The sequence below is a fragment of the Saccharolobus shibatae B12 genome, assembly GCF_019175345.1.
In the GTDB taxonomy this organism is placed as follows: Archaea; Thermoproteota; Thermoprotei_A; order Sulfolobales; family Sulfolobaceae; genus Saccharolobus; species Saccharolobus shibatae.
The window spans coordinates 2,149,528-2,168,870 of record NZ_CP077717.1 but is presented as its reverse complement, the minus strand read 5'-3'; the positions used below and the strand labels follow the sequence as shown (position 1 = coordinate 2,168,870).

Annotated in this window: 18 protein-coding genes; 11 read left to right on the top strand and 7 right to left on the bottom strand. The window is 36.5% G+C overall.

Going from position 1 to position 19,343, the window contains the following annotated elements:
- Positions 1 to 36 precede the first annotated feature (36 nt).
- The 6 genes from J5U23_RS11305 to J5U23_RS11280 all read left to right on the top strand — a co-directional run bounded on the left by J5U23_RS11305 (position 37) and on the right by J5U23_RS11280 (position 4,869).
- Positions 37 to 720, top strand: coding sequence for a hypothetical protein (locus J5U23_RS11305; protein ID WP_218266219.1), 684 nt, complete (start codon positions 37 to 39; stop codon positions 718 to 720).
- Positions 707 to 1,399, top strand: coding sequence for a 4Fe-4S dicluster domain-containing protein (locus tag J5U23_RS11300; protein WP_218266218.1), 693 nt, complete (start codon positions 707 to 709; stop codon positions 1,397 to 1,399). The genes J5U23_RS11305 and J5U23_RS11300 overlap by 14 nt, the downstream gene beginning before the upstream one ends.
- On the top strand, positions 1,396 to 2,313 hold the full coding sequence (locus J5U23_RS11295) for a CoB--CoM heterodisulfide reductase iron-sulfur subunit B family protein (protein ID WP_218266217.1): 918 nt from the start codon (positions 1,396 to 1,398) through the stop codon (positions 2,311 to 2,313). The genes J5U23_RS11300 and J5U23_RS11295 overlap by 4 nt, the downstream gene beginning before the upstream one ends.
- A gap of 21 nt (positions 2,314 to 2,334) precedes the next feature.
- Positions 2,335 to 3,000, top strand: coding sequence for a hypothetical protein (locus J5U23_RS11290; protein WP_218260787.1), 666 nt, complete (start codon positions 2,335 to 2,337; stop codon positions 2,998 to 3,000).
- The gene (locus J5U23_RS11285; protein ID WP_218266216.1) at positions 2,984 to 3,565 is read left to right on the top strand and encodes a hypothetical protein; all 582 of its coding nucleotides are present in this window, start codon (positions 2,984 to 2,986) and stop codon (positions 3,563 to 3,565) included. Before J5U23_RS11290 ends, J5U23_RS11285 begins: the two co-directional genes overlap by 17 nt.
- A 128-nt stretch (positions 3,566 to 3,693) precedes the next feature.
- Positions 3,694 to 4,869 carry a cation:proton antiporter gene (locus J5U23_RS11280; RefSeq protein WP_218266215.1) on the top strand — a complete coding sequence of 392 codons (1,176 nt, stop codon included), beginning with the start codon at positions 3,694 to 3,696 and terminating at the stop codon, positions 4,867 to 4,869.
- On the opposite strand, the gene J5U23_RS11275 is transcribed toward J5U23_RS11280, so the two are convergent.
- From J5U23_RS11275 to J5U23_RS11255, 5 genes are all read right to left on the bottom strand, one after another.
- Positions 4,847 to 5,986, bottom strand: coding sequence for an MFS transporter (locus J5U23_RS11275; protein ID WP_218258305.1), 1,140 nt, complete (start codon positions 5,984 to 5,986; stop codon positions 4,847 to 4,849). The two genes, J5U23_RS11280 and J5U23_RS11275, sit on opposite strands and share 23 nt — an antisense overlap.
- A 41-nt stretch (positions 5,987 to 6,027) precedes the next feature.
- Positions 6,028 to 9,837 (bottom strand): protease pro-enzyme activation domain-containing protein, encoded by a 3,810-nt coding sequence (locus J5U23_RS11270; RefSeq protein WP_218266214.1) that lies wholly within the window; start codon positions 9,835 to 9,837, stop codon positions 6,028 to 6,030.
- A 170-nt stretch (positions 9,838 to 10,007) separates the two neighbouring features.
- The gene (locus tag J5U23_RS11265; RefSeq protein WP_218266213.1) at positions 10,008 to 11,123 is read right to left on the bottom strand and encodes an OFA family MFS transporter; all 1,116 of its coding nucleotides are present in this window, start codon (positions 11,121 to 11,123) and stop codon (positions 10,008 to 10,010) included.
- Between the two features lie 229 nt (positions 11,124 to 11,352).
- Positions 11,353 to 12,066, bottom strand: a complete 714-nt coding sequence (locus J5U23_RS11260) for an ABC transporter permease (protein ID WP_218258302.1) — start codon at positions 12,064 to 12,066, stop codon at positions 11,353 to 11,355.
- A complete protein-coding gene (locus tag J5U23_RS11255) occupies positions 12,056 to 12,883 on the bottom strand; it encodes an ABC transporter ATP-binding protein (RefSeq protein WP_218258301.1) in 828 nt (275 codons plus the stop codon). The genes J5U23_RS11260 and J5U23_RS11255 overlap by 11 nt, the downstream gene beginning before the upstream one ends.
- 91 nt (positions 12,884 to 12,974) lie before the next feature.
- On the opposite strand from J5U23_RS11255, the gene J5U23_RS11250 reads away from it, so the two are divergent.
- Together J5U23_RS11250 and J5U23_RS11245 are read left to right on the top strand one after the other, a co-directional pair.
- The gene (locus J5U23_RS11250; protein WP_218266212.1) at positions 12,975 to 14,264 is read left to right on the top strand and encodes a TrpB-like pyridoxal phosphate-dependent enzyme; all 1,290 of its coding nucleotides are present in this window, start codon (positions 12,975 to 12,977) and stop codon (positions 14,262 to 14,264) included.
- Positions 14,265 to 14,267: 3 nt separating this feature from the next.
- Entirely contained in the window at positions 14,268 to 15,362 is a 1,095-nt protein-coding gene (locus J5U23_RS11245; RefSeq protein WP_218266211.1) for an MFS transporter, read from the top strand.
- On the opposite strand, the gene J5U23_RS11240 is transcribed toward J5U23_RS11245, so the two are convergent.
- The gene (locus J5U23_RS11240; protein ID WP_218266210.1) at positions 15,359 to 16,381 is read right to left on the bottom strand and encodes an arginine deiminase family protein; all 1,023 of its coding nucleotides are present in this window, start codon (positions 16,379 to 16,381) and stop codon (positions 15,359 to 15,361) included. The two genes, J5U23_RS11245 and J5U23_RS11240, sit on opposite strands and share 4 nt — an antisense overlap.
- A gap of 31 nt (positions 16,382 to 16,412) precedes the next feature.
- Positions 16,413 to 16,859, bottom strand: coding sequence for an SRPBCC family protein (locus J5U23_RS11235; RefSeq protein WP_218258297.1), 447 nt, complete (start codon positions 16,857 to 16,859; stop codon positions 16,413 to 16,415).
- 95 nt (positions 16,860 to 16,954) lie between these two features.
- On the opposite strand from J5U23_RS11235, the gene J5U23_RS11230 reads away from it, so the two are divergent.
- The 3 genes from J5U23_RS11230 to J5U23_RS11220 all read left to right on the top strand — a co-directional run bounded on the left by J5U23_RS11230 (position 16,955) and on the right by J5U23_RS11220 (position 19,333).
- Positions 16,955 to 17,749 carry a hypothetical protein gene (locus J5U23_RS11230; RefSeq protein ID WP_218260781.1) on the top strand — a complete coding sequence of 265 codons (795 nt, stop codon included), beginning with the start codon at positions 16,955 to 16,957 and terminating at the stop codon, positions 17,747 to 17,749.
- A gap of 308 nt (positions 17,750 to 18,057) precedes the next feature.
- Entirely contained in the window at positions 18,058 to 18,198 is a 141-nt protein-coding gene (locus J5U23_RS11225; RefSeq protein ID WP_218266209.1) for a hypothetical protein, read from the top strand.
- A gap of 70 nt (positions 18,199 to 18,268) precedes the next feature.
- Positions 18,269 to 19,333 (top strand): hypothetical protein, encoded by a 1,065-nt coding sequence (locus J5U23_RS11220; protein ID WP_218266208.1) that lies wholly within the window; start codon positions 18,269 to 18,271, stop codon positions 19,331 to 19,333.
- Positions 19,334 to 19,343 lie beyond the last annotated feature (10 nt).

Sequence of the window (19,343 nt, the reverse complement as noted above, 5' to 3'; positions counted from 1 at the left end):
TTAAACGTTGACTATGTAAGGGATATTTTTAACGCGATGTTAGCTAAGGATGTAAATAATACTGTGAGAAATAATCCTAAGGAGTCACTATCGGTAATAATTAAAGCAATGCAAATGAAGACCGATTTCCTCAATTCTTTAGAGATCAATACGGAGGAAGATGTAAAGAAGTTATTTGATGTGATATTTTATGCTAAGAGGCATTACAATGAAATTATAGGTAATAATGGAATTGATAAGATTAAATTAGCCTTCAAAACCCTTAGAAACAAGGATTTGCCTTACGGTGAAAGAGTTAAAGCTTTTACTTTGCTTAAGGCAAGTGAACCAGAAGACATAGAGGATATGGCTAGGGAAATAATTCACTTTTTAGAACCAGAAAAGTATCCATTGTGGACTAGATGGTTGTGGAACCCAAACAAAAATTCTGGTTCCATCACTTACATACTAAAGGATGGAGTAGTGTTGAAGAATGAAAAGGATTATTTTGACGCGGTTTCCGAATTGAGGGAGATTCTTTCAATCTTTGGGTTAGACTCACCTACTTATTATTACGCCTCAATTTTTTTAGTATACTCCTACGTTAGATACGTAGATTACGCAACTCTACTGGCTGTGGATAGAAAGGGAGGTGGACTTTATCCATCTCACCTTTCTACTACAGCCATGGTTTTAGGTCTCAAATCTTTCCTTAGGGTGATCCAACTTGCCAATTCCTGAATTAGAAAAACCCATAGTTAAAGGTCTAATTCAAAAAGACAAGGTAATAGTTGATGGTGTAGAGCTAGATGGAACATGGAACGCCTTCATGATTGAGAGAACACAAACTGGCTACGACCCTACAGTATGGGACGAAATAGCCAATACTCTGGAAGGTGTTACAATAAGTGCTTGCTGGCAATGCGGAACTTGTACCTCAGGTTGTACAATGAGAGAATACGATCCAAACTATAGTCCAAGAGGGTTTATAGATCTTGCTAGAAAGGGCGATAAGCAAGCGCTTATTGAACTACAAAACTCGCTCTGGAGATGTGTATCATGTCAAAAATGTACTCATAGATGTCCAAAGGGAGTACTAGTAGAGGAAGTAGTGCATTCTATTCATCATTATCTATTAAAGCACGGACTAGTTAAGAAAGATCCCGGTACAGTGTTCGATGAGCTATTCTTAGAGACCGTAATCAAAAACGGCGGAAGAATTTCAGAACTGACATTAGGTGCTGCTGCAGCTAAAGCTGGAATGGTTACACTAAGCTTGAAGGATCTAATTAATATAGGCGCAGCAATATTGAAAGGAGGACTTATAAAGGATGTATTAAGGCCTAATAGGGTTAAGAACTGGGATAGAGTACAAAAGGTATTGGAAGAGGCAATGAAGGAGGAGGTGGTACCAGAATGACATTACCTACACCTTATGGTAAAGTAGCGTTTTATCCAGGCTGTGCTTTAGACGGATTAGGCAAATCTTATGACGTCTCATTAAAACTAGTAGTACAAGATTTAGGTATCCCATTAGAGAAAATCGAGGACTATAACTGTTGTGGTGCATTAGAAGTAAAGAACGTAAATACTATGGCAGGGATATTGCTACCAGCAAGAAACTTAGCGTTAGCAAGAGAAATGGGAGCTGATGCAGTAGTTTCAGCTTGTCCCGGCTGTCACTATTCCTTATCTAGAACTCAATATTACCTAACTAAATACCCCAAACTAAGAGAAAAGACAAATGTGTATTTAGAAAAAATGGGTACTAAAAATTACGATCTGAAGCTGATGCTAGTTCACGCTGTTGAGTATATTTACAACACAGTAGGGATTGAGGCTATCAAGACTAAGGTGAAACGACCACTTACTGGACTAAAAGTTGCACCTTACTACGGTTGTCTATACGTTAGACCCAAATCGTATACTTTGGCTGGATATATGAAAATGAGGGATGATCCAGAGAGACCGTTCTTCATGGATGAAATACTCAAGGCATTAGGTGCGGAAGTCGTACCATTTGAGGCTAAAACAATGTGCTGTGGTGGTCCCCACGTTTACTCTGATGTAGAGGTAGCCTTACACTTAGAGGCTAGAATACTAAAGGAGGCTAAGAGAAACGGTGCGGAAATATTAGTAACAGATTGTCCACTAGGTCACGTAGCTATTGAAACTAACATGGAGAAAATAGCTCAAAAATATGGGGAAGATCTAAGGACACCATTAGCTTACTTCTCACAACTGGTAGCTTTCGCCTTTGGACATAGTCCAGAAGAAACTTTACTTACAGCTAATATCACTAATCCAATGTCAGTACTCAAAAGGTATTTGTAACCTTTTTCCCCAATATTATATATGGTTTTTTCCTTCATAGATTTTAACACGCATTACGGAATAAAACTATATAATTACCTAGAAGAGCCTAAACTAAGAGAGGATAAAATAGAGATAAATCGAATTGTATTAAATCCGATTTATAAGTACTCGTGTGACTGTTGTGTGGATGGTTTTTATCAGCAATACCTTTGGGGAAAGAAAGATTACATACTTAGGCTGGGTATATATAATCCGAGATGCAGAGTTCCTCCTCAAGTAGAGCTTCTTAGACAAGTGGAAAGGGGAATAATCGGTATTGTTCTAAGTCCAAAACACCACAACTTTTCATTGCTTCACCCATCACTTAGTTTCGTGTACGAACTAATAAATAGGAAAGGATTATTCCTAGTACTTTATGATCCTTCTTTAGATGAACTAAAATGGTTATTGGATAAATATACTTTTCCCGTTGTACTCATTAATAGTAAACACGTTATTAACGACGAGAGGGTTTATTATGTAGTGAACCATACCTCGACAATTATCGATCCAAGAAGTAGTATTTACGGCAGTGATGCTCCTTATAATTCTCTTAATTTAATTCAAAGCGCAAAACTCTTTATTAATAATCACGGTTACGATGAAGGTGTTGCATATAAGAACGCAATTGGACTATTGAAGAGAGTTAATGTTGATTTTCAATAAGACCAACATTAAAGGTTTTTATAATAACTCTCCGATACTCATTATTGAAATGTGTGAGTTTAAAGTAGTTACTGTTGAAAGACCCATAAGACAAGATAATAATATTGTCTTAATTGACTATTATGATTTTGTTAAAATAAGCGATATTAAAATAATGAACGTCCTTGTCAAAGATTCAAGGGAAAATTACAGTAAAAGTTATTATTATTACATCAGAGACTATCTTAACAAGTTAAGGATACTTAAGGAGAACATGATTAACGTCAAACTGGTATTCCCTTTTGAAAAGGCTGATGGTTCGTTAAACCTTAAGAAAGGGATAATTTACGTTACTAATGATAAGCAAGTTGTTTACATGAACTTGCATTCAAATGTGTACACTAATTGTGAAAACTGCGTAGCGAAACCCTTCTGTACTTATTATTTAGCAAAAATCGTTGGGGAAAATAAGTTAAAAATTGGTGTAAATAAGGGCAATCCGGGAGAAAGTTGGGATAAGATCATATCCTCTTTACAATCTAAATATGTGAAGACTAAAGTAATTGAACTTCCTCCTTCTGTCTAGGCGGAAAGTTTAATAGACGTTTATCAATATCTTCAGTATAGTGATGAGCCCAGCTCACTAGATTTGATGAAGAAGGGTACGAACACTGATAAAAAGTTTAATAGATGTTTTTGTTTTCATAGTATCACATGAATCCAATAATCTTGGCACTCTTTGATGTATCAATATTCATCTTGCTAGCGGAAATTTTAAGCTCTCTTGTACAGAAGTACAGTTTGCCTAAGCTGATAGGCGAATTATTGGCTGGAATGATAATAGGTCCTTATGCCTTAGGTTCTTTATTAAATCAGTTAGTGGGTTTCTCCTTGATAAGTATAAATAGTTATATCGAATTTTTAGCCGAGTTTTCAGTAATTCTGTTAATATTTGCCTCTGGTTTAGAACATGGAATTGCACCGATAAAATCTTCTGGAATTCTAGGATTCCTAGGCGCAACATTTGGTGCATTATTACCTTTTCTCGCAGCATATTACTTCTATATGCCAAATTTTGGTTTAGATTCCTCGTTGATACTTGGTGCCGCAATGGGAGCTACCAGTCTTGCAGCTGTAGCGTCCATAATAGAGGAAGAGAAATTGAAGGGTAAGGGAATAAATTTCATGGTATCCGCAGCAGCATCTGATGACGTAGTTGACTTACTCTTATTGTCAGTCATTCTAGCTATTTTACAAGGTACGTCTACAAGCGTTACCTCTATCAGTTTGAAAATAATTACTCTTGTTGTCATATGGCTGGTTATTTTAACAGTCTCAGTTATCTTAGTTCCGAAAATCACTGATAGATTAAGCGATAAGTACATTGAGGAGTTTCCGCTAGCGGTGCTATTTGGCCTGACGTTATTAATGGTTTCATTGGGATATTCTCCTATAATTTCAGCTTTCGTTGCTGGAGTTGCTTTTGCAAATAGTATAAAAAGCGAAAAAATTAAAGAAATTAGTAACACATTACTTAGTGTTTTTGGACCATTATTTTTTGTATATATAGGAGCTGAAGTTAATTTCCTAACACTTAATCTCAATACGTTATTGCTATCCTTAGAATTAACTGCTATAGCAACCGCTTTCAAGTGGCTAGGAATCTTCCCATTCGCCCTAGCTTACTTAAGAAATGTGAAAGCTGCTAATACAGTAGCGTTTGGAATGGTACCTAGGGGTGAGACTGGATTAGTTATTGCTTCTATAGGCCTTTCGTATAATGCGCTAAACTTGGAGGAGTTTGAAGGTATAGTTTTCATGTCGCTTTTCACTACGTTAATAGGTAGTGCATTGTTTAAGAGTTACGCTAAGAAGCACTTGGTCTCATGATTAAGCTTAGGATTAGTCCAAAGGAGATTAGAGAAGTTACAGCAGCGAACAAGTATGCATATGTATAGCTTATTTGATACAATAACCCCATGATCACATTACCGAGAAATATTCCAACGCTTCTACCCGCTGATAAATACCCCATACTTGTACCATATGCCTCCTCTTTAGTTATTTTAGATATTATTGTGGGCTCAAAAGTCTCAGTTGAGGCAACACTAATTCCCATTAAGAATGAAAGGGGATAAAGGGAAAACAAACCAATGCCAGATAAATACGCAAATCCAAGAGATCCTATTGCCCCAATTAAGTATCCTAGAAACGCCAAACTTTCAAATTCCTTTAGTTTCATTCTACCTAATAAGTAACCAAATAGTGAAGAAGCGCCGAGGAACACACCGTAGGCCAATACTCCCAAATAGTCTTTTCCAGTAATTTCCGTGGTAGTTAGTATGGGAAAGCCGAAGCTGTATTGACTAAATCCAAAGAACATTGTAGATAATATGACAGTCCAGAAGACCCTTTTTTGCACTATTTTACTCTCTGTCTTCTTTTCTCCTTTCTTTCCTGCGTTAACGAGGCTTAAAACTATTGTTGACATAAGCAAAGGTATTGAGGTGAATAATAGAATGAAAAATATGGAAACATGGAGGTAAAGTAGCACAGTCAGATAAATTATTGCTAATAACGCTCCAGCTATATCTAAGGAATGCAAAATTCCAAAGGCTTCAGATCTCTCATCTGGTGATGTAACTTCAGCCATCATTGCCCTTCTTGGTGGGGATCTGAAGTTCCTAAACCACCAGCCTATCATGAAGAAAATAAGGGCTTGAATGTAATTCCCTGCTAGTCCTACTAGAGAAACAAACAAGATGAGAATATTTCCTAGAATCGCAATCCTCTTTCTACCATACTTGTCTCCCGCCATACCACCTAGATAAGCCATTACAGTACCAATTCCGTAATTCAATGCTTCAGCTAAGCCGTAAAGGGGTATTGGGGCCTTGAAAATCAATACGAAAATTATTGGAAAAGACGCTACTACAGCCTGATATCCGAGATCGGCGAAAAAGGCTGAAAATGAGATTTTCAAAACTTCATTTCTGTTTTTAAGCATACGAAAATGTAGTTGGAAAATAATATAAAAATAATAATGTCTTATCTTCTCCTTCTTATTAGAGCAAATATTGCCAAAACTATTGCGACAATACCGAGTACTAAAGATATAGTCTCATATTCTGATAATGCAGTCCTTAAGGAAGATATGGAAGATGACAAACTATTACTTACATTAGTCAACTGATTAGATATCACACTAACCTTTCCGTTTATATTGGTTAAACCGTTTTCAAAATATAGATAGCTACTATTGCTACTACTTAAACCATCGCTCTGAATTGCTGTAATTGTTAGATTATATCCACCATCTGGGTAGTTTTGAGTATTTATAGTTACTACATGAGTCCCATTGTTTGTAAACGAATTTATCAGATTACCATTTAAGTATACGTTAACTTCACTTACGTCTTCACCTACCACGGTAACAGTAACGTTAATAGTTCCAGTTATGTTCTTAGAAGGTGAGTTTATTGTAATAGTTGGTAATTCTGGATGTAAACCTTGAATGTGTACGTTTATTGGAACTACTTTAGAGTCAATTACATTTAATCCGTTTATACTTCCACCTATTGCGTATAGAGTTGAATTGTACAATACAATATTATTTGCATTAGTCTGCATCATGAACACTGTGGAATTTCTAATTACTAAACCAGATATATTTCCACTCAATATTTTTACGTTACTGTTAATTATGGTAACATTGGTAAGGAAGTCATTCAATAAGTTACCATTTGCGTTCGCTATCTTCACGTTAACTAAATTTGCGTAATATGGTAACGTCTTATTTAAGGTTTGATTCGCAATTAAAGTATATGGCAATACGTTGATTGTATAGGCATTACCGGGGTTGGTAGTGGTTGGATTTCCGAAGGCAGAAATTCCGGTTATTAAGATCTTGAATGGCATCCCGAAATATCCTTGTCCAGCTAAGTAAGTTAGATTCCCAGCGCTAATGGTTGAAGGCAGTGTGAAATTCCCTTCCCATTCTCCTATCTTAGGATTATACCATAACGGTATCTCTATTATTGAGCTTATCGTACTGTAATAAAATGAGAGACTGGAGGGATACACAGTGGCACTAAACATTCCAAACTTGACTTCACTAGTACCATTAGTTATATTAGCGTAAATGAAAACAGTCTGTCCCTCGAATGCGTAGCTAACTGACTTCACTGAAATCATAGCCTGATTAGAAATGTATATCTGACCGTAGTAGAATCCTTGAATTGTAGTGTTTAAAGTATAAGAGTAATAGTTTGCGAACAATAAAATGTTATAAATCCCTGGAGAAGCGTTTTTGGGTACGTATAAATATCCAAAGTATATTCCATTTAATGATAATGGAATATTAGCCTCACTTATTGCAATTCCGTTACTATTCACCAATTTAGCAGTAATGTTAGTACCATATAATGCGTCTTGGAATGTACTACTGGGTAAGTTAATTGGTGGTATAATCGTTCCTTCTATTGTGATGTATTGTCCCGGTGATACACTACCGGGCTCAACTACCACTTGTGGCAATACGAATAAGCTTTGCATGTATATTCCATTAGTAAATGCATCAAATCCATAAGCACTGCCTACCGCTTCAATCAATAGATCTCCTACACTTAGGTTTGCTGGTAAATCGATAACTCCTACACCATCCTTAATAGGTACATTTAACGTCGTTACAAGTGTATATTCGTTTGTCGTTATGTTATAGGAGTAAATATTAAGGGTAATATTCATTACTCCAATTGGTGCTTGGAAGTATGAGTTAGATAAGGTAATTCCCAGTTCAGCATTTTTCAACTCTGTATAGACTGGTGTAAAAGTCATTGTATAATCGAATGTTACGTAATATCCAGAGAAGGTCTCATAATATCCAATTCCCCTTACTCCATCACTACTTCCATAAACATAGATGAATAAAACACCACTAGCATTACTGGGTAAAACGCCACTACCAGTCCATAATTTAGTAAGTGAATTATATGTTAGGTTAAACGTAGTTAAGTTCCCCAGGTAGTTCTCTATTAATACCTTGAATTCTCCAGTTTGCACTGGACTTCCGTTAGGATACGTTATATTAGCAGTAACTAGAATACGTTGTCCAGGGTAGAATTGTTGAGGAGGTACTGTGGGTATTGATGTATTATAAACGCTAACAATTACGTTCAGTTCTTTTGATAAATTAAGTGTAGATAGTATTTTTTCAAAGTAACCCGCGTTGATTGTACCGTAGCCGGTTACCAAGTTATAGCCATAAGTTGCAACCCACGGTATGTTATAACCAAACGTTATTGGCTCTATTGCTTTACCGTAGTAATTCTCAGCCATGTAAGCTAGTATAGGATTAAGTAAGCCTATTCTGTGATGAGTATAGCTTTCAATTGTGGCTAGCACTCCAGCAGTTAGGGGAGAAGCCTCACTTGTACCTCCTCCTATCCCGGTTGTGTTACCTGGTAAAACGATGTATATCCCAGGGTATACGTTAGCGTTGGCGGAGATCTCTGGTATTAGCTTACCGTTTGGATAAGTAGATGGGGTTTGTAGCCCCCATTGATACCATGGTTTAGGCTCAATTATGCTTACACCACCCGTTGAACCACCATAATTTACATCATTTGGAACGAAACCGTAGTTAGACCAAGCAGTCTGATAATACGAGCCGTTAGGGAATTGTAAATATACAGTCGTACCTCCCACTGAAGTTACGAAAGGTGACGTTGAGGGATATCCTACTGTGCCTATTGGTCCATTACTATACCCAGAACCTCCAGCATCTCCAGAACTTGCTAGGAAAGTTATTCCCTCAGCTGAACCTAGTGCATAGTACTCATCACTTAATATTATGTATGAATAGAATAATGGCCCGTTGAAAAGTGAGGAAAAGAAACTTTCTGGTATGCTAAAGCTTTGGGATAATGTATCAACTTTATTTTGACTTGTAATATATGCGATAATAGCGGGTAAAGGAATATTTGAATTAGCGATATATAGCGTTATGTTAGCCTTTGGGGCTATTGCGTGTGCTACTTCAACATCTAGGCTAATTTCACCAGCCCAACCAGTTGCAATTCCTAAGTTGGGATTATAGGGTCCAATTTGTACTACAGTAAAGTTGGGAGGATTTGGTAATCCAGTAACCTTGTCGAAATACGCTAATTGCTGTACAATGTAAGGATCACCATAAAAGTCCAGTATTCCTATTGTAGTATTCTCTCCCTCTGTAGTAACATTGTAAACTTTTTGCAATACGGTTGGCCAATAGCCTTCAAGTGGAAATGTTTGATTTATCTCTTGTTGAAAGCTCTTTATTGTACTCTCAGTAATTAACGTAGATGGATGGGCGAAGAATATTGCAGAAATGTTACTGGAGTATACATATGCGTTTATCTTGGGATATCCGTAGTTGGTGTAGTATGTTACCGAACCATTAGAGTAAACAGCATAATTAGTACCTAAATACTTCTCAACTTGCCCCACTGTACCTTTTATTACTATTACTGAATTCGATGCAGTAAATATCACTTGAAATCCGCTACTTTTGACGTAGTTTAGAATTTGATTATACTCTTCAGTAGGTAAGAATAACTGCTGTACCTCTTGAGGACTTAAGAATTTATGATATAGCGGTGAACTTGGGTTTGAGGTTGCACTGGCGTAATAGTATAATAGATCTAGATTTTTAAGCGGTACGAAGATTGTAACTATTACCTCTTGATTGGCATTTAGAGTTCCTATTTCTCTAAATCCTTTTAAAGTTACTGGATTTTGGTATAGACTGGAATTTGATGCAAAAACTAGGGGTATAATGGAAATTAATAGCATCGACATTAAAAATATATACCTATACATATTTGTTTATACTGTTACTAATTTTTAAACTTTTCTACCAATAAGTGTACTGATCAGTATACTAGTATCCTCTAATTCTTCTTAAATAGAGCTATATCTATTGTTCTATCTCGATTTGGTATTATCAATTTATGTATTACTTGACTATTAGTTGATTATAAGATAAAAAATCATTGAACCTTTCTGCTCTGCTTAGTAAATAAAAGTGGTAATAGGGTAAGAACTCCTATTAGGCTACAAGTCAAAGTGTATATTTCAGATGTTCTAAGGCTTATCGTGTAAAGCAATGCAAATATAACACTACCTAACACACCTCCTAATGCCTTACCAGTATATAATATTCCACTATTCACTGTGGAAAACTTAAAGCCGAATATCTCCGTGGAAACGTTAAAATAGAGTGTAATTAGTGAGCCTCCCGCAAAGCCTACTAAAATCGTTGAAAGTGCTATTTCGCCGAAAAGTAAAGATATGCTACCTAGCGTTAATATAATGGTAAGAAGGAACGTTGTTCTCAATATGCCTAATCTATCAGCAATGTAACCGAAAATTGGCCTTAATCCTCCACTTAATAAGGGTAAGATTGAGATCAAAGTTACTAATTCTTGTTGAGGTAAACCTTTTCCTAGTACTGGTAATTCTGAAGAAAGTACTGTTAGCGGAACTATGGAAGTTGCGAAAGAAATGTAGATTAGCCAGAATTTGACACTTAAAACGGCTTGCCTTGGAGTCTGACCAGATAGTTTAGGAGGATAATCTGAGATGTACAAGAGAATTGGTAATAGTACTATCTCAACTAATCCTATTGCGAGTGTTACTATTCTGTAATTACCAACCATGGATATAAAGGGATTAGCTATGGCCGATCCTATTCCAAATCCCATTGACACAATCCCAGTTGCAAATCCCATTCTTTCCCTAAACCACTTCATTGCTAGGTTTGCAGCTATTCCGTAAAGTATGCCCTCTCCTATACTACCTATTGACCAGCTTACAAAAAAGACGTAAATATTAGGGGAAAGATAAGTACCCATAAAACCAATTGCTGACAAAATTGCTGAGATCACCCCTATCCTTTTTGGGCCTTGTTTATCAGCAAAGTGACCTCCAATTGGTTGAAAAACAGAGGAGAATATGCTGAACAACGTAAAGCCTAAGGCTATCTCAACTACACTAACATTAAATCCCTCTCTTAAGAGAGGCTCTAAAGCGTTCCAAGAATATTGGTAAAGTGAATTAAAGCACATTATTATGAAGCCAATAATTATGTACTTGTTCCTATTCATGAGAGGATATGTTCACAATTAGTTAAAAAACTTACTAAAGGACGAGAAAGAAGACGTTAGTATTTTGGAAAAGTTCTTTAGACTATGATTTAGTGGTACATCCTTAGTCGAAAGCTATAAACTTTCTGAAAACATTAGTGTATATTTTTAAACCATTACATAAGTCACCTTTCAGCGCTTGAAAGCACTAAAGGGCATTAAGTTCTGAATTCAAGGAGGAATTCAGAAACTATTGTCTTCTTATAACATATCTACTTAAAATGACGAAAATGAAACCGAAAATTATTATCCCTAAACTCCATAGTAAGGAAATAGGATTACCTAGGAAAGCGTAATATAAGGCTTGAGAGACGTAAGTAGTAGGTTCAATATAAGTCAAATAGCGAAATGGTAATGGTATAAAGGTTACTGGGAAGTAAACTGGGGCGAAGAAGGAAAGTACGAAGCTTATAATTGTTGAGTATTGATTTACGGCGTATATGTTCCTAATTCCTAAGCCTAATGTCATACCTAACATTGAAGCCATGAATAGAGACGATACCAATGCTATAAGTAGAAATGGAATTGATTTTATTTGTACATGAAGTAAATAACTACCTAGGACTAGGATTATTGGTATCATAATTAGTGTCGCAATACCATTACTAAGAGCTATACTTATTGCATAGAACTCCCTCGGTATACCAGTTGCTATCATTAAGGAAAATCTGCCAGCATTTCTCTCAAATGCAAGAGATTGAGCAACAGAAGTTAAAACACCAATTGAAACGTAAAACGTTATTGTCCCAGCTACTATGAACGGCGTCAATGATCTAATTGAGATATATCCAAATACTAGCATAAATCCTATTGGGAAAAGTATTGAGAAGAAGAGAAATACCGGTAAGTACGCCTTTATCATCTTTAGTTGCATCACAATTAAGTTAAGAAATTCACTCAACATCCTTCATCACTTGAAGATATATTTCCTCTAAACTAGGCATTCTAACTTCAAATTTGCCGTTAATCGACATTATGATTTTCTTGAGCTCCTCCTCACCCTTCACCTTATACACCTTACCGTTAGTGTAATCAGTTACCTCGTACCAATCAGCGAATTTCTCCTTTATTTGTGTAGGTGTTCCCTCAACTATAATCTTCCTGCTTAGAAAATATATCTTATCGGCTAGTCTCTCTGCCTCATCCAAATAGTGAGTAGTAAGTAACATACTCTGACCCTCCTTTCTCATGTTAAGCAATATTTCCCACACCTCCCTCCTGGCTTCAGGATCTAAACCAGTCGTGGGTTCATCAAGTATTAGGAGTCTAGGATTATTTATCAAAGCCATTGCGATTAGAGTTCTCCTCTTTAAACCTCCAGATAGATCCCTAGCCAGAGTGTTCCTTTTACTTCTCAAATCCAATCTTTCTAATAATTCCTCTCCTCTCTTCTTAATTTCATCCTTAGAAGCTCCCTTTAATCTCCCCATGTAATATATATTATCCCATACTGTTAGATCACCATAGGGTTCACATTCTTGCGGGATTACTCCTAAGAATTTCTTAACGTGTCTATCAGTTGGTTTCTTACCTAGAACCCTTATTTCACCCTTAGTTGGGGTTAACTCACCGTAAATTTGCTTAACGAGGGTCGTCTTACCAGCGCCATTGGGTCCCAATAACGCTACTATTTCTCCCTCCTTAACTCTCATCGTAATGTCCTCATTGGCAATAATCTTACCATAAGCCTTCCATACGTTATTTACCTCAATGACATACATTACATTCCTTTTTTCTGATTGAGTCCTTTTAAATTTTTCGTTAATAGTTAAAAAAATAGGAGAAAAAAGTATAAACTTCTCTAACGTAGTAATGGCTATGAAAATACGAATAGATTTGCCTCAAGATGAAATACCCACACAATGGTATAATATCCTACCAGACTTACCGGAGGAACTACCCCCACCACAAGATCCCACTGGCAAATCCTTAGAACTATTGAAGGAAGTTTTACCGAGCAAGGTGCTGGAGTTAGAGTTCGCTAAGGAAAGATACGTAAAAATTCCAGATGAGATTCTGGAGATATATTTACAAGTTGGAAGACCAACTCCAATAATTAGGGCAAAAAGGTTAGAGGAGTACTTAGGAAATAATATCAAAATCTATCTGAAGATGGAGAGCTACACTTACACTGGTTCTCACAAAATCAACAGTGCCTTAGCACATGTATATTACGCTAAATTGGATAACGTGAAATTCGTTACGACAGAAACTGGAGCTGGTCAGTGGGGATCATCAGTTGCGCTAGCCTCAGCCCTATTTAGGATGAAAGCACACGTCTTTATGGTTAGGACTAGCTATTATGCAAAGCCTTACAGAAAATATATGATGCAGATGTATGGAGCGGAAGTTCATCCTTCTCCTTCAGATTTAACAGAATTTGGCAGGCAATTATTAGCTAAGGACCCTAATCACCCTGGATCTTTAGGCATCGCAATAAGTGATGCAGTAGAATATGCTCATAAAAACGGTGGAAAATACGTTGTGGGAAGTGTGGTAAATTCAGATATAATGTTTAAAACAATTGCCGGAATGGAGGCTAAGAAGCAAATGGAGATGATTGGTGAAGATCCAGATTACATTATAGGAGTAGTAGGAGGGGGATCAAATTACGCAGCATTAGCTTATCCATTCTTAGGAGATGAGCTGAGAAGTGGAAAGGTTAGGAGGAAGTATATTGCATCTGGATCCTCAGAAGTTCCAAAAATGACTAAGGGTGTTTATAAATACGATTATCCAGATACTGCGAAATTGTTGCCAATGTTAAAAATGTACACAATAGGGTCAGACTTTGTACCACCTCCAGTTTATGCAGGTGGGCTAAGATATCATGGAGTAGCCCCAACTCTCAGTCTATTAATGAGCAAGGGAATTGTACAAGCAAGAGATTACTCTCAAGAGGAGTCGTTCAAATGGGCTAAATTATTCTCAGAACTGGAGGGATATATACCAGCTCCAGAGACTTCTCACGCATTGCCAATATTGGCTGAAATAGCTGAAGAGGCTAAGAAGAGCGGAGAAAGGAAGACAGTACTGGTGAGCTTCTCTGGACATGGACTACTAGATTTGGGCAACTACGCCTCAGTGTTATTTAAGGAGTAGAAAATGAGGACTTTAGTAGGAAGTATACTCTTAACAATTTCCCAATGGTACGCCTTCTTTTTATTTTCCCAGCTCTCTTTCATAGAATTTAACGTTATAATTGGCTCAATAATTTTCGTTCTGGGTTTTATAGCAAGAATGCTAGGGAGCATAATATTTGGGTATATTGGGGATAGGGTAAATAGGAGAGTTGCCTTAATCTTAACTGGCATTACGTTAGCAGTTTCATCCCTAATAGTGTTGATACCTAATGTCTATCCTTTAATTATTTCAAGACTTTTGCAAGGTCTTAGTTTAGGCGGAGAATGGGGTGGAGCTAGTACTATCGTCATAGAAGCGTATTCTGAGCACAAATTTAGAGGGTTTATTACAAGTTTATTGCAATTATCAGTCCCAATTGGCGTTATATTATCTTCACTCACTATCCTAGTAATCTATAATTACTCTGTTTACTGGCCTTACTCATTTCTCTCAATAACCTTCCTATCACTTCTCTCATTATTGTTAGTCAAGGATGTAACTGCGCAAAAGGTGACTAGAAGTGAAACACAACCACTATTAGAAGCAATGAGACACGACTGGAAGAATATTTTAAAATCAATAGGGATTAAAGTGAGTGAAAGTGCAAACTTCTATATCTTTACCTCCTATATTTTCATAAACTCATCCTCAATTTCCTTCCTCTCGTTAATAGTACTAATCTCTATTTCCTTTCAGCTCTTCCTAATCCCGTTCTTTGGCTACTTAAGTGACCTATTTGGAAGGAGGAAGATCGTAATTATCGGGTCAATACTAATGATCCTAGCCGGTATTGTGCTATCAAGAAGAAATTTACTCCCAGGGGAAATACTGATGTCGGTTTCGGATTCAGCATTATATGCTCCACAATCTTCAATATTTACTGAAATATTTGATAAAAGATATAGATTTACTGCATCAAATTTTTCCTATCAAGTAGCGAGTATACTGGGAGGTTCACTGGCTCCAGTGATACTAAGAGCTAATCAATCCTCTTTCTTACCAGTCACATTATTATACATATTGGTAACGTTCATAAGCGTAGTGTTAATTACCGAAACCAAAGGGAAGAAGATCTAATTCCTCTCTATTACAGCTGTCATACAATGAATCCCACCAGCACCACCAGTCAAATTCGAAACCTCAACCTCTATTACATCATACTCTTTTTCAAGCTTCCTATTTGCGGAATTTTTAGGCGATAAAACCTTACCGTCATCTATGGTCAAAAAATTAGTTACGTAATTTTTGGCCTCACCCACACTCACTTCAATTAAACTAAATCCCTTCTCCTTAATCACGTAGTCGTATAGCGTGGTTTCCCTTATAACTTTTCCATCGTAATAAATTACAACCCTACTCTCTTCCATGAAACTCCTAACACTAACTACTGAACTAGAAGATCCAACGTTGAAGAAAGTATCCAAATGGATGAACTCTTCCCTATTCCAATACACTACCCCTATCTCTCCATTCAAAACATTAAATAGCTCACTTACACCCTCTAAATTACTTCTAACCCCAACACCTATTAGGCTGAAATCACCCATTGGAAAGAAGTCCCCACCCTCGAGTTTACCTCTACCTATCTCCCTATATTCCATATTTAACGCTTCCCAAAACAACTTCATAACCTCGATTTCCTTCTCTCTCTGATGCGTAGCCATCCTTCCCATTATTATTCCCTTCTCTGTAGTGATCTGCTGATCCCTCATGAAGTAAAGATTAGATAGAGGGTCAGTAAGTTTAACCTCTAAGTGTACACCTTTCTCCCTCTTCTCGTAACCAAGAATGGGTCTTAAGATCAACAATTCCACAAGGAACTCGGGATCATCACTATTAACTCCAACTTTTCCTATCACCTTCTCCCTAAATTTACTATCTCTTCTAATCCTGTTCGCAATTGTTTGCCTAAGCCTATGTATTTTAACTCCTTCTTCTTTTAACGTTCTTCTAAGGTTGTCGTGTTCTCTCTTTGCCTTACTCCAATTGAATCGCCTCTCATAAAGGAAAGACGAGGGATCCAGAAGACCAAACATTACCTCTAAACCAGGCTTATGCATTCCTACAGCTCTAAGCTTCCCCCACTCAGCAATCATTAAAATAAGATTGACGTGAATCAAAATAAACTTAAGGAGACAGATTAAGGGCCGCATTTAATATCCTTTCCAGTGCGTGCTCAGTACCTTCCATGAAGTGACCTCTATTCCAACTCTCTGTTAGTTTTAAAAGACCACTCATAGTAACCCTCCATTCAGAAGAGATTTTCCCTTTGGAAATTTTCACCTTATTATATCCCCTTATTGGTCCATCTACATACTCAAAGGTTAACGTCCTTTCGTCGTCATTTACAATTATTCTAACTTTACCCGAAGATGGGAACGCGAACCTTATTTTTCCCTCATAAACGTTTTTATCCACTTCCTTAATTTTCAATTCCCTAACACCCCTCCAGTAGTTAGGAATGGAGTTTACGTCTCTGGCTATTCGCCACACTACATCCTCTGGCATATTGAAACTCTTCTCAATTACGAACTCTATCATTATGGCAATTATCTCGTTCAAGGATAAAAACATTATAATAATAGGACTACTTGTTCTCTGTCTTCCATCCGAATCCTTGTTATTCTAATTAATAATGATTTTAAAACTTCCAAATCATAAAAGATATTATGTATCTCATTGCAACTAACAATGGATTATACAAGTTAGACAACAAATTGGAGAAATTAACAGAAGGCTATGAGGTTAACGATGCCATCTTACCATATATTTGCTCATCGGAAAGAGGAGTAATTTTCAACAAGGAGGTAATAATAAATGAAGGGTGTTGGAGATTATGGGAGTTTGACAATACAGTTTACGCTTCAATTGAGGGACCTAAGATATATGAAATTAAAGACGGAAAAGTAAAAGAAATACTAAACCTAACAAAAGAGGCAGAAAGATTAGGCTGGGAATTTCCCTATGGCCCAGCACACATAACAGATTTCGCATTATTTAGAGATAAGATAGTTGCAACTGTTGAAGAAGGGAATCTACTAATAGGGAAGTCCATAAGTGAATTGAAGCCCTTGGATTTCTTCGCGGACATGCACAATCTTCTGGTTAGTGGTGAGAATCTGTTAATAGCTGCAGCAAATGGAATTTACGTAACTGAAGATCTGAACAGTTTTAACAAAGTAATGAGTGGTTATGCTCACGGATTGGAAAAATTAGGAGGGATAATTGTGGGACATATAATGAGTCAAGAGCCCCTAATAATTTCTAGAGATGATGGGATTAGTTGGGATAAGGTAAGTGTGAAGCTACCAAGACCTACATTTGGTGTTACTGCAATAGCTAAAAAAGATGAGAAAAGGGTAATTTACTCTACTACTGCAATATACGAAGTCGATGTAATAGAACAAAAAGCGGTAGAGTTAGTTAAAGATATATCAATGACAAGAAGAGTAATAAGGGTTTAATTATAAGATAGTGAAGTATGAAGCTAAAAGGAAAAATTTAAATTCCAAAAAGCGAAATTAATAATTTAAGATAGAGATTTTACCACAAAAATTATTTTTTAAAATTTTTCATATAAGCTTCTAACACTCTCCGTAATACCCACCTTATGACTAGGTTTATACTGGAATATTTGTTTATATCTTAGGTATTGAAAGTAGAAACTTTTTATTGAGTTGATTTTAGCTTAAACTCTCAATTTCCAATAAATCTTATTCATTCAAATACTCGTGTTTATGGGAGGTATTACGTTTTCACTAACTGATTAAAAATGAAAGTAAACATGTACACCCTAGCCTCAAGTCAAGTAGTAAGGTATGCAATAATAATAGCGGCAGCTTCCCTACCATTAATCCTAGCAGCACTACACGTAACACATGCTGAAGAATCGATTGGTCCAGTTACTGATTAGATACGTTAAACTCTTTTTAGAATTTTGAAGATAATATTTTTATTCATTCACACAAGTTATAGGAGAGAGTATGACTGATTTTTCTGATATACAAAAACTTGCGAAATTGTTGCATTATGTTCAGAGGTTTGGTGATCACAATCACGAGTTATTGAGTGAGGTAGCTGGAATAAAAGCCGTCAGAGATGTCTTGTCCAAACTTAAAGTTATAGTTATTCCATCTCCAAAATTTCATACGCTAGGACTATCCCTCTTTCATACTACCATTAGACTATCAAAAGAGTCTAAACTTCAACCCCTAGCTTTTTATTACCTCCTTGACGGTATGATTACTGCCTCACTAAAGGACGTTTTAACTAATGATACAATAATTTTGACCGCAGTATTTCCTAAGGGTAGATGGGATTTCGTTCAAATTTTAGAGATGATAAATGAAAAGGGGTTAATCAAAGATTATAAGACATATCTAGAGTACAAGAAGGAAGTTTACCCAGTCGATTACTCAACATTCAATTTCGATACTTTAACCTTTGAAAATGCCATACTGGATAAGCCTAGGGAGCCTTTCCAATTACCGGATTTGACTGATGATTTTAAGCCGGACTGGATTGATATTTACACACTTGGAAAGAAACAAGCGAATCCCTTAAGGTCATGGGATGAGATCGCTAAGTCTTTGGACATTTCAACAGATGAAGTGGTAGATCATTATTTTAATCACGTTGTTGGTAAGGGTTTGGTTGATGCGTTTTACACTTATTTAGGTAAGACTGACTTTAGAATGTCGTTGATCGTAAACGATACTAATGAGGAGATTGTTAGGGAATTGAGTAGGATCGTGACGCTTTTACGAATATCTTATTTACATAACGATAAAATATATGCAGCTATTATAGGTCAAAAACATATGTTGCTTGATATCATGGAGTTCATTAATAAACTATCCTCAGCATATCACTTTTCATACGAAATTTACGTCCACCCAATTACGCCTTTAAGGGATTTCGTTAGAACGTATTCCATACCTTATGAACACTTCACAAAGGACAATAAGTGGTCAATAACTTTACGCGAATTAAAGGAGAACTTCGAGAAAGAATTGAATAGAGTATTGGAAGAGAGGAAAAATACCTAAAATACTACTA

Coding starts and splice junctions, on each gene's coding strand:
- J5U23_RS11305 (WP_218266219.1), top strand. CDS start 37: ATGTTAGCTAAGGATGTAAATAATACTGTGAGAAATAATCCTAAGGAG.
- J5U23_RS11295 (WP_218266217.1), top strand. CDS start 1,396: ATGACATTACCTACACCTTATGGTAAAGTAGCGTTTTATCCAGGCTGT.
- J5U23_RS11290 (WP_218260787.1), top strand. CDS start 2,335: ATGGTTTTTTCCTTCATAGATTTTAACACGCATTACGGAATAAAACTA.
- J5U23_RS11285 (WP_218266216.1), top strand. CDS start 2,984: ATGTTGATTTTCAATAAGACCAACATTAAAGGTTTTTATAATAACTCT.
- J5U23_RS11280 (WP_218266215.1), top strand. CDS start 3,694: ATGAATCCAATAATCTTGGCACTCTTTGATGTATCAATATTCATCTTG.
- J5U23_RS11275 (WP_218258305.1), bottom strand. CDS start 5,986: ATGCTTAAAAACAGAAATGAAGTTTTGAAAATCTCATTTTCAGCCTTT.
- J5U23_RS11270 (WP_218266214.1), bottom strand. CDS start 9,837: ATGTATAGGTATATATTTTTAATGTCGATGCTATTAATTTCCATTATA.
- J5U23_RS11265 (WP_218266213.1), bottom strand. CDS start 11,123: ATGAATAGGAACAAGTACATAATTATTGGCTTCATAATAATGTGCTTT.
- J5U23_RS11260 (WP_218258302.1), bottom strand. CDS start 12,066: ATGTTGAGTGAATTTCTTAACTTAATTGTGATGCAACTAAAGATGATA.
- J5U23_RS11255 (WP_218258301.1), bottom strand. CDS start 12,883: ATGTATGTCATTGAGGTAAATAACGTATGGAAGGCTTATGGTAAGATT.
- J5U23_RS11250 (WP_218266212.1), top strand. CDS start 12,975: ATGGCTATGAAAATACGAATAGATTTGCCTCAAGATGAAATACCCACA.
- J5U23_RS11245 (WP_218266211.1), top strand. CDS start 14,268: ATGAGGACTTTAGTAGGAAGTATACTCTTAACAATTTCCCAATGGTAC.
- J5U23_RS11240 (WP_218266210.1), bottom strand. CDS start 16,381: ATGATTGCTGAGTGGGGGAAGCTTAGAGCTGTAGGAATGCATAAGCCT.
- J5U23_RS11235 (WP_218258297.1), bottom strand. CDS start 16,859: ATGTTTTTATCCTTGAACGAGATAATTGCCATAATGATAGAGTTCGTA.
- J5U23_RS11230 (WP_218260781.1), top strand. CDS start 16,955: ATGTATCTCATTGCAACTAACAATGGATTATACAAGTTAGACAACAAA.
- J5U23_RS11225 (WP_218266209.1), top strand. CDS start 18,058: ATGAAAGTAAACATGTACACCCTAGCCTCAAGTCAAGTAGTAAGGTAT.
- J5U23_RS11220 (WP_218266208.1), top strand. CDS start 18,269: ATGACTGATTTTTCTGATATACAAAAACTTGCGAAATTGTTGCATTAT.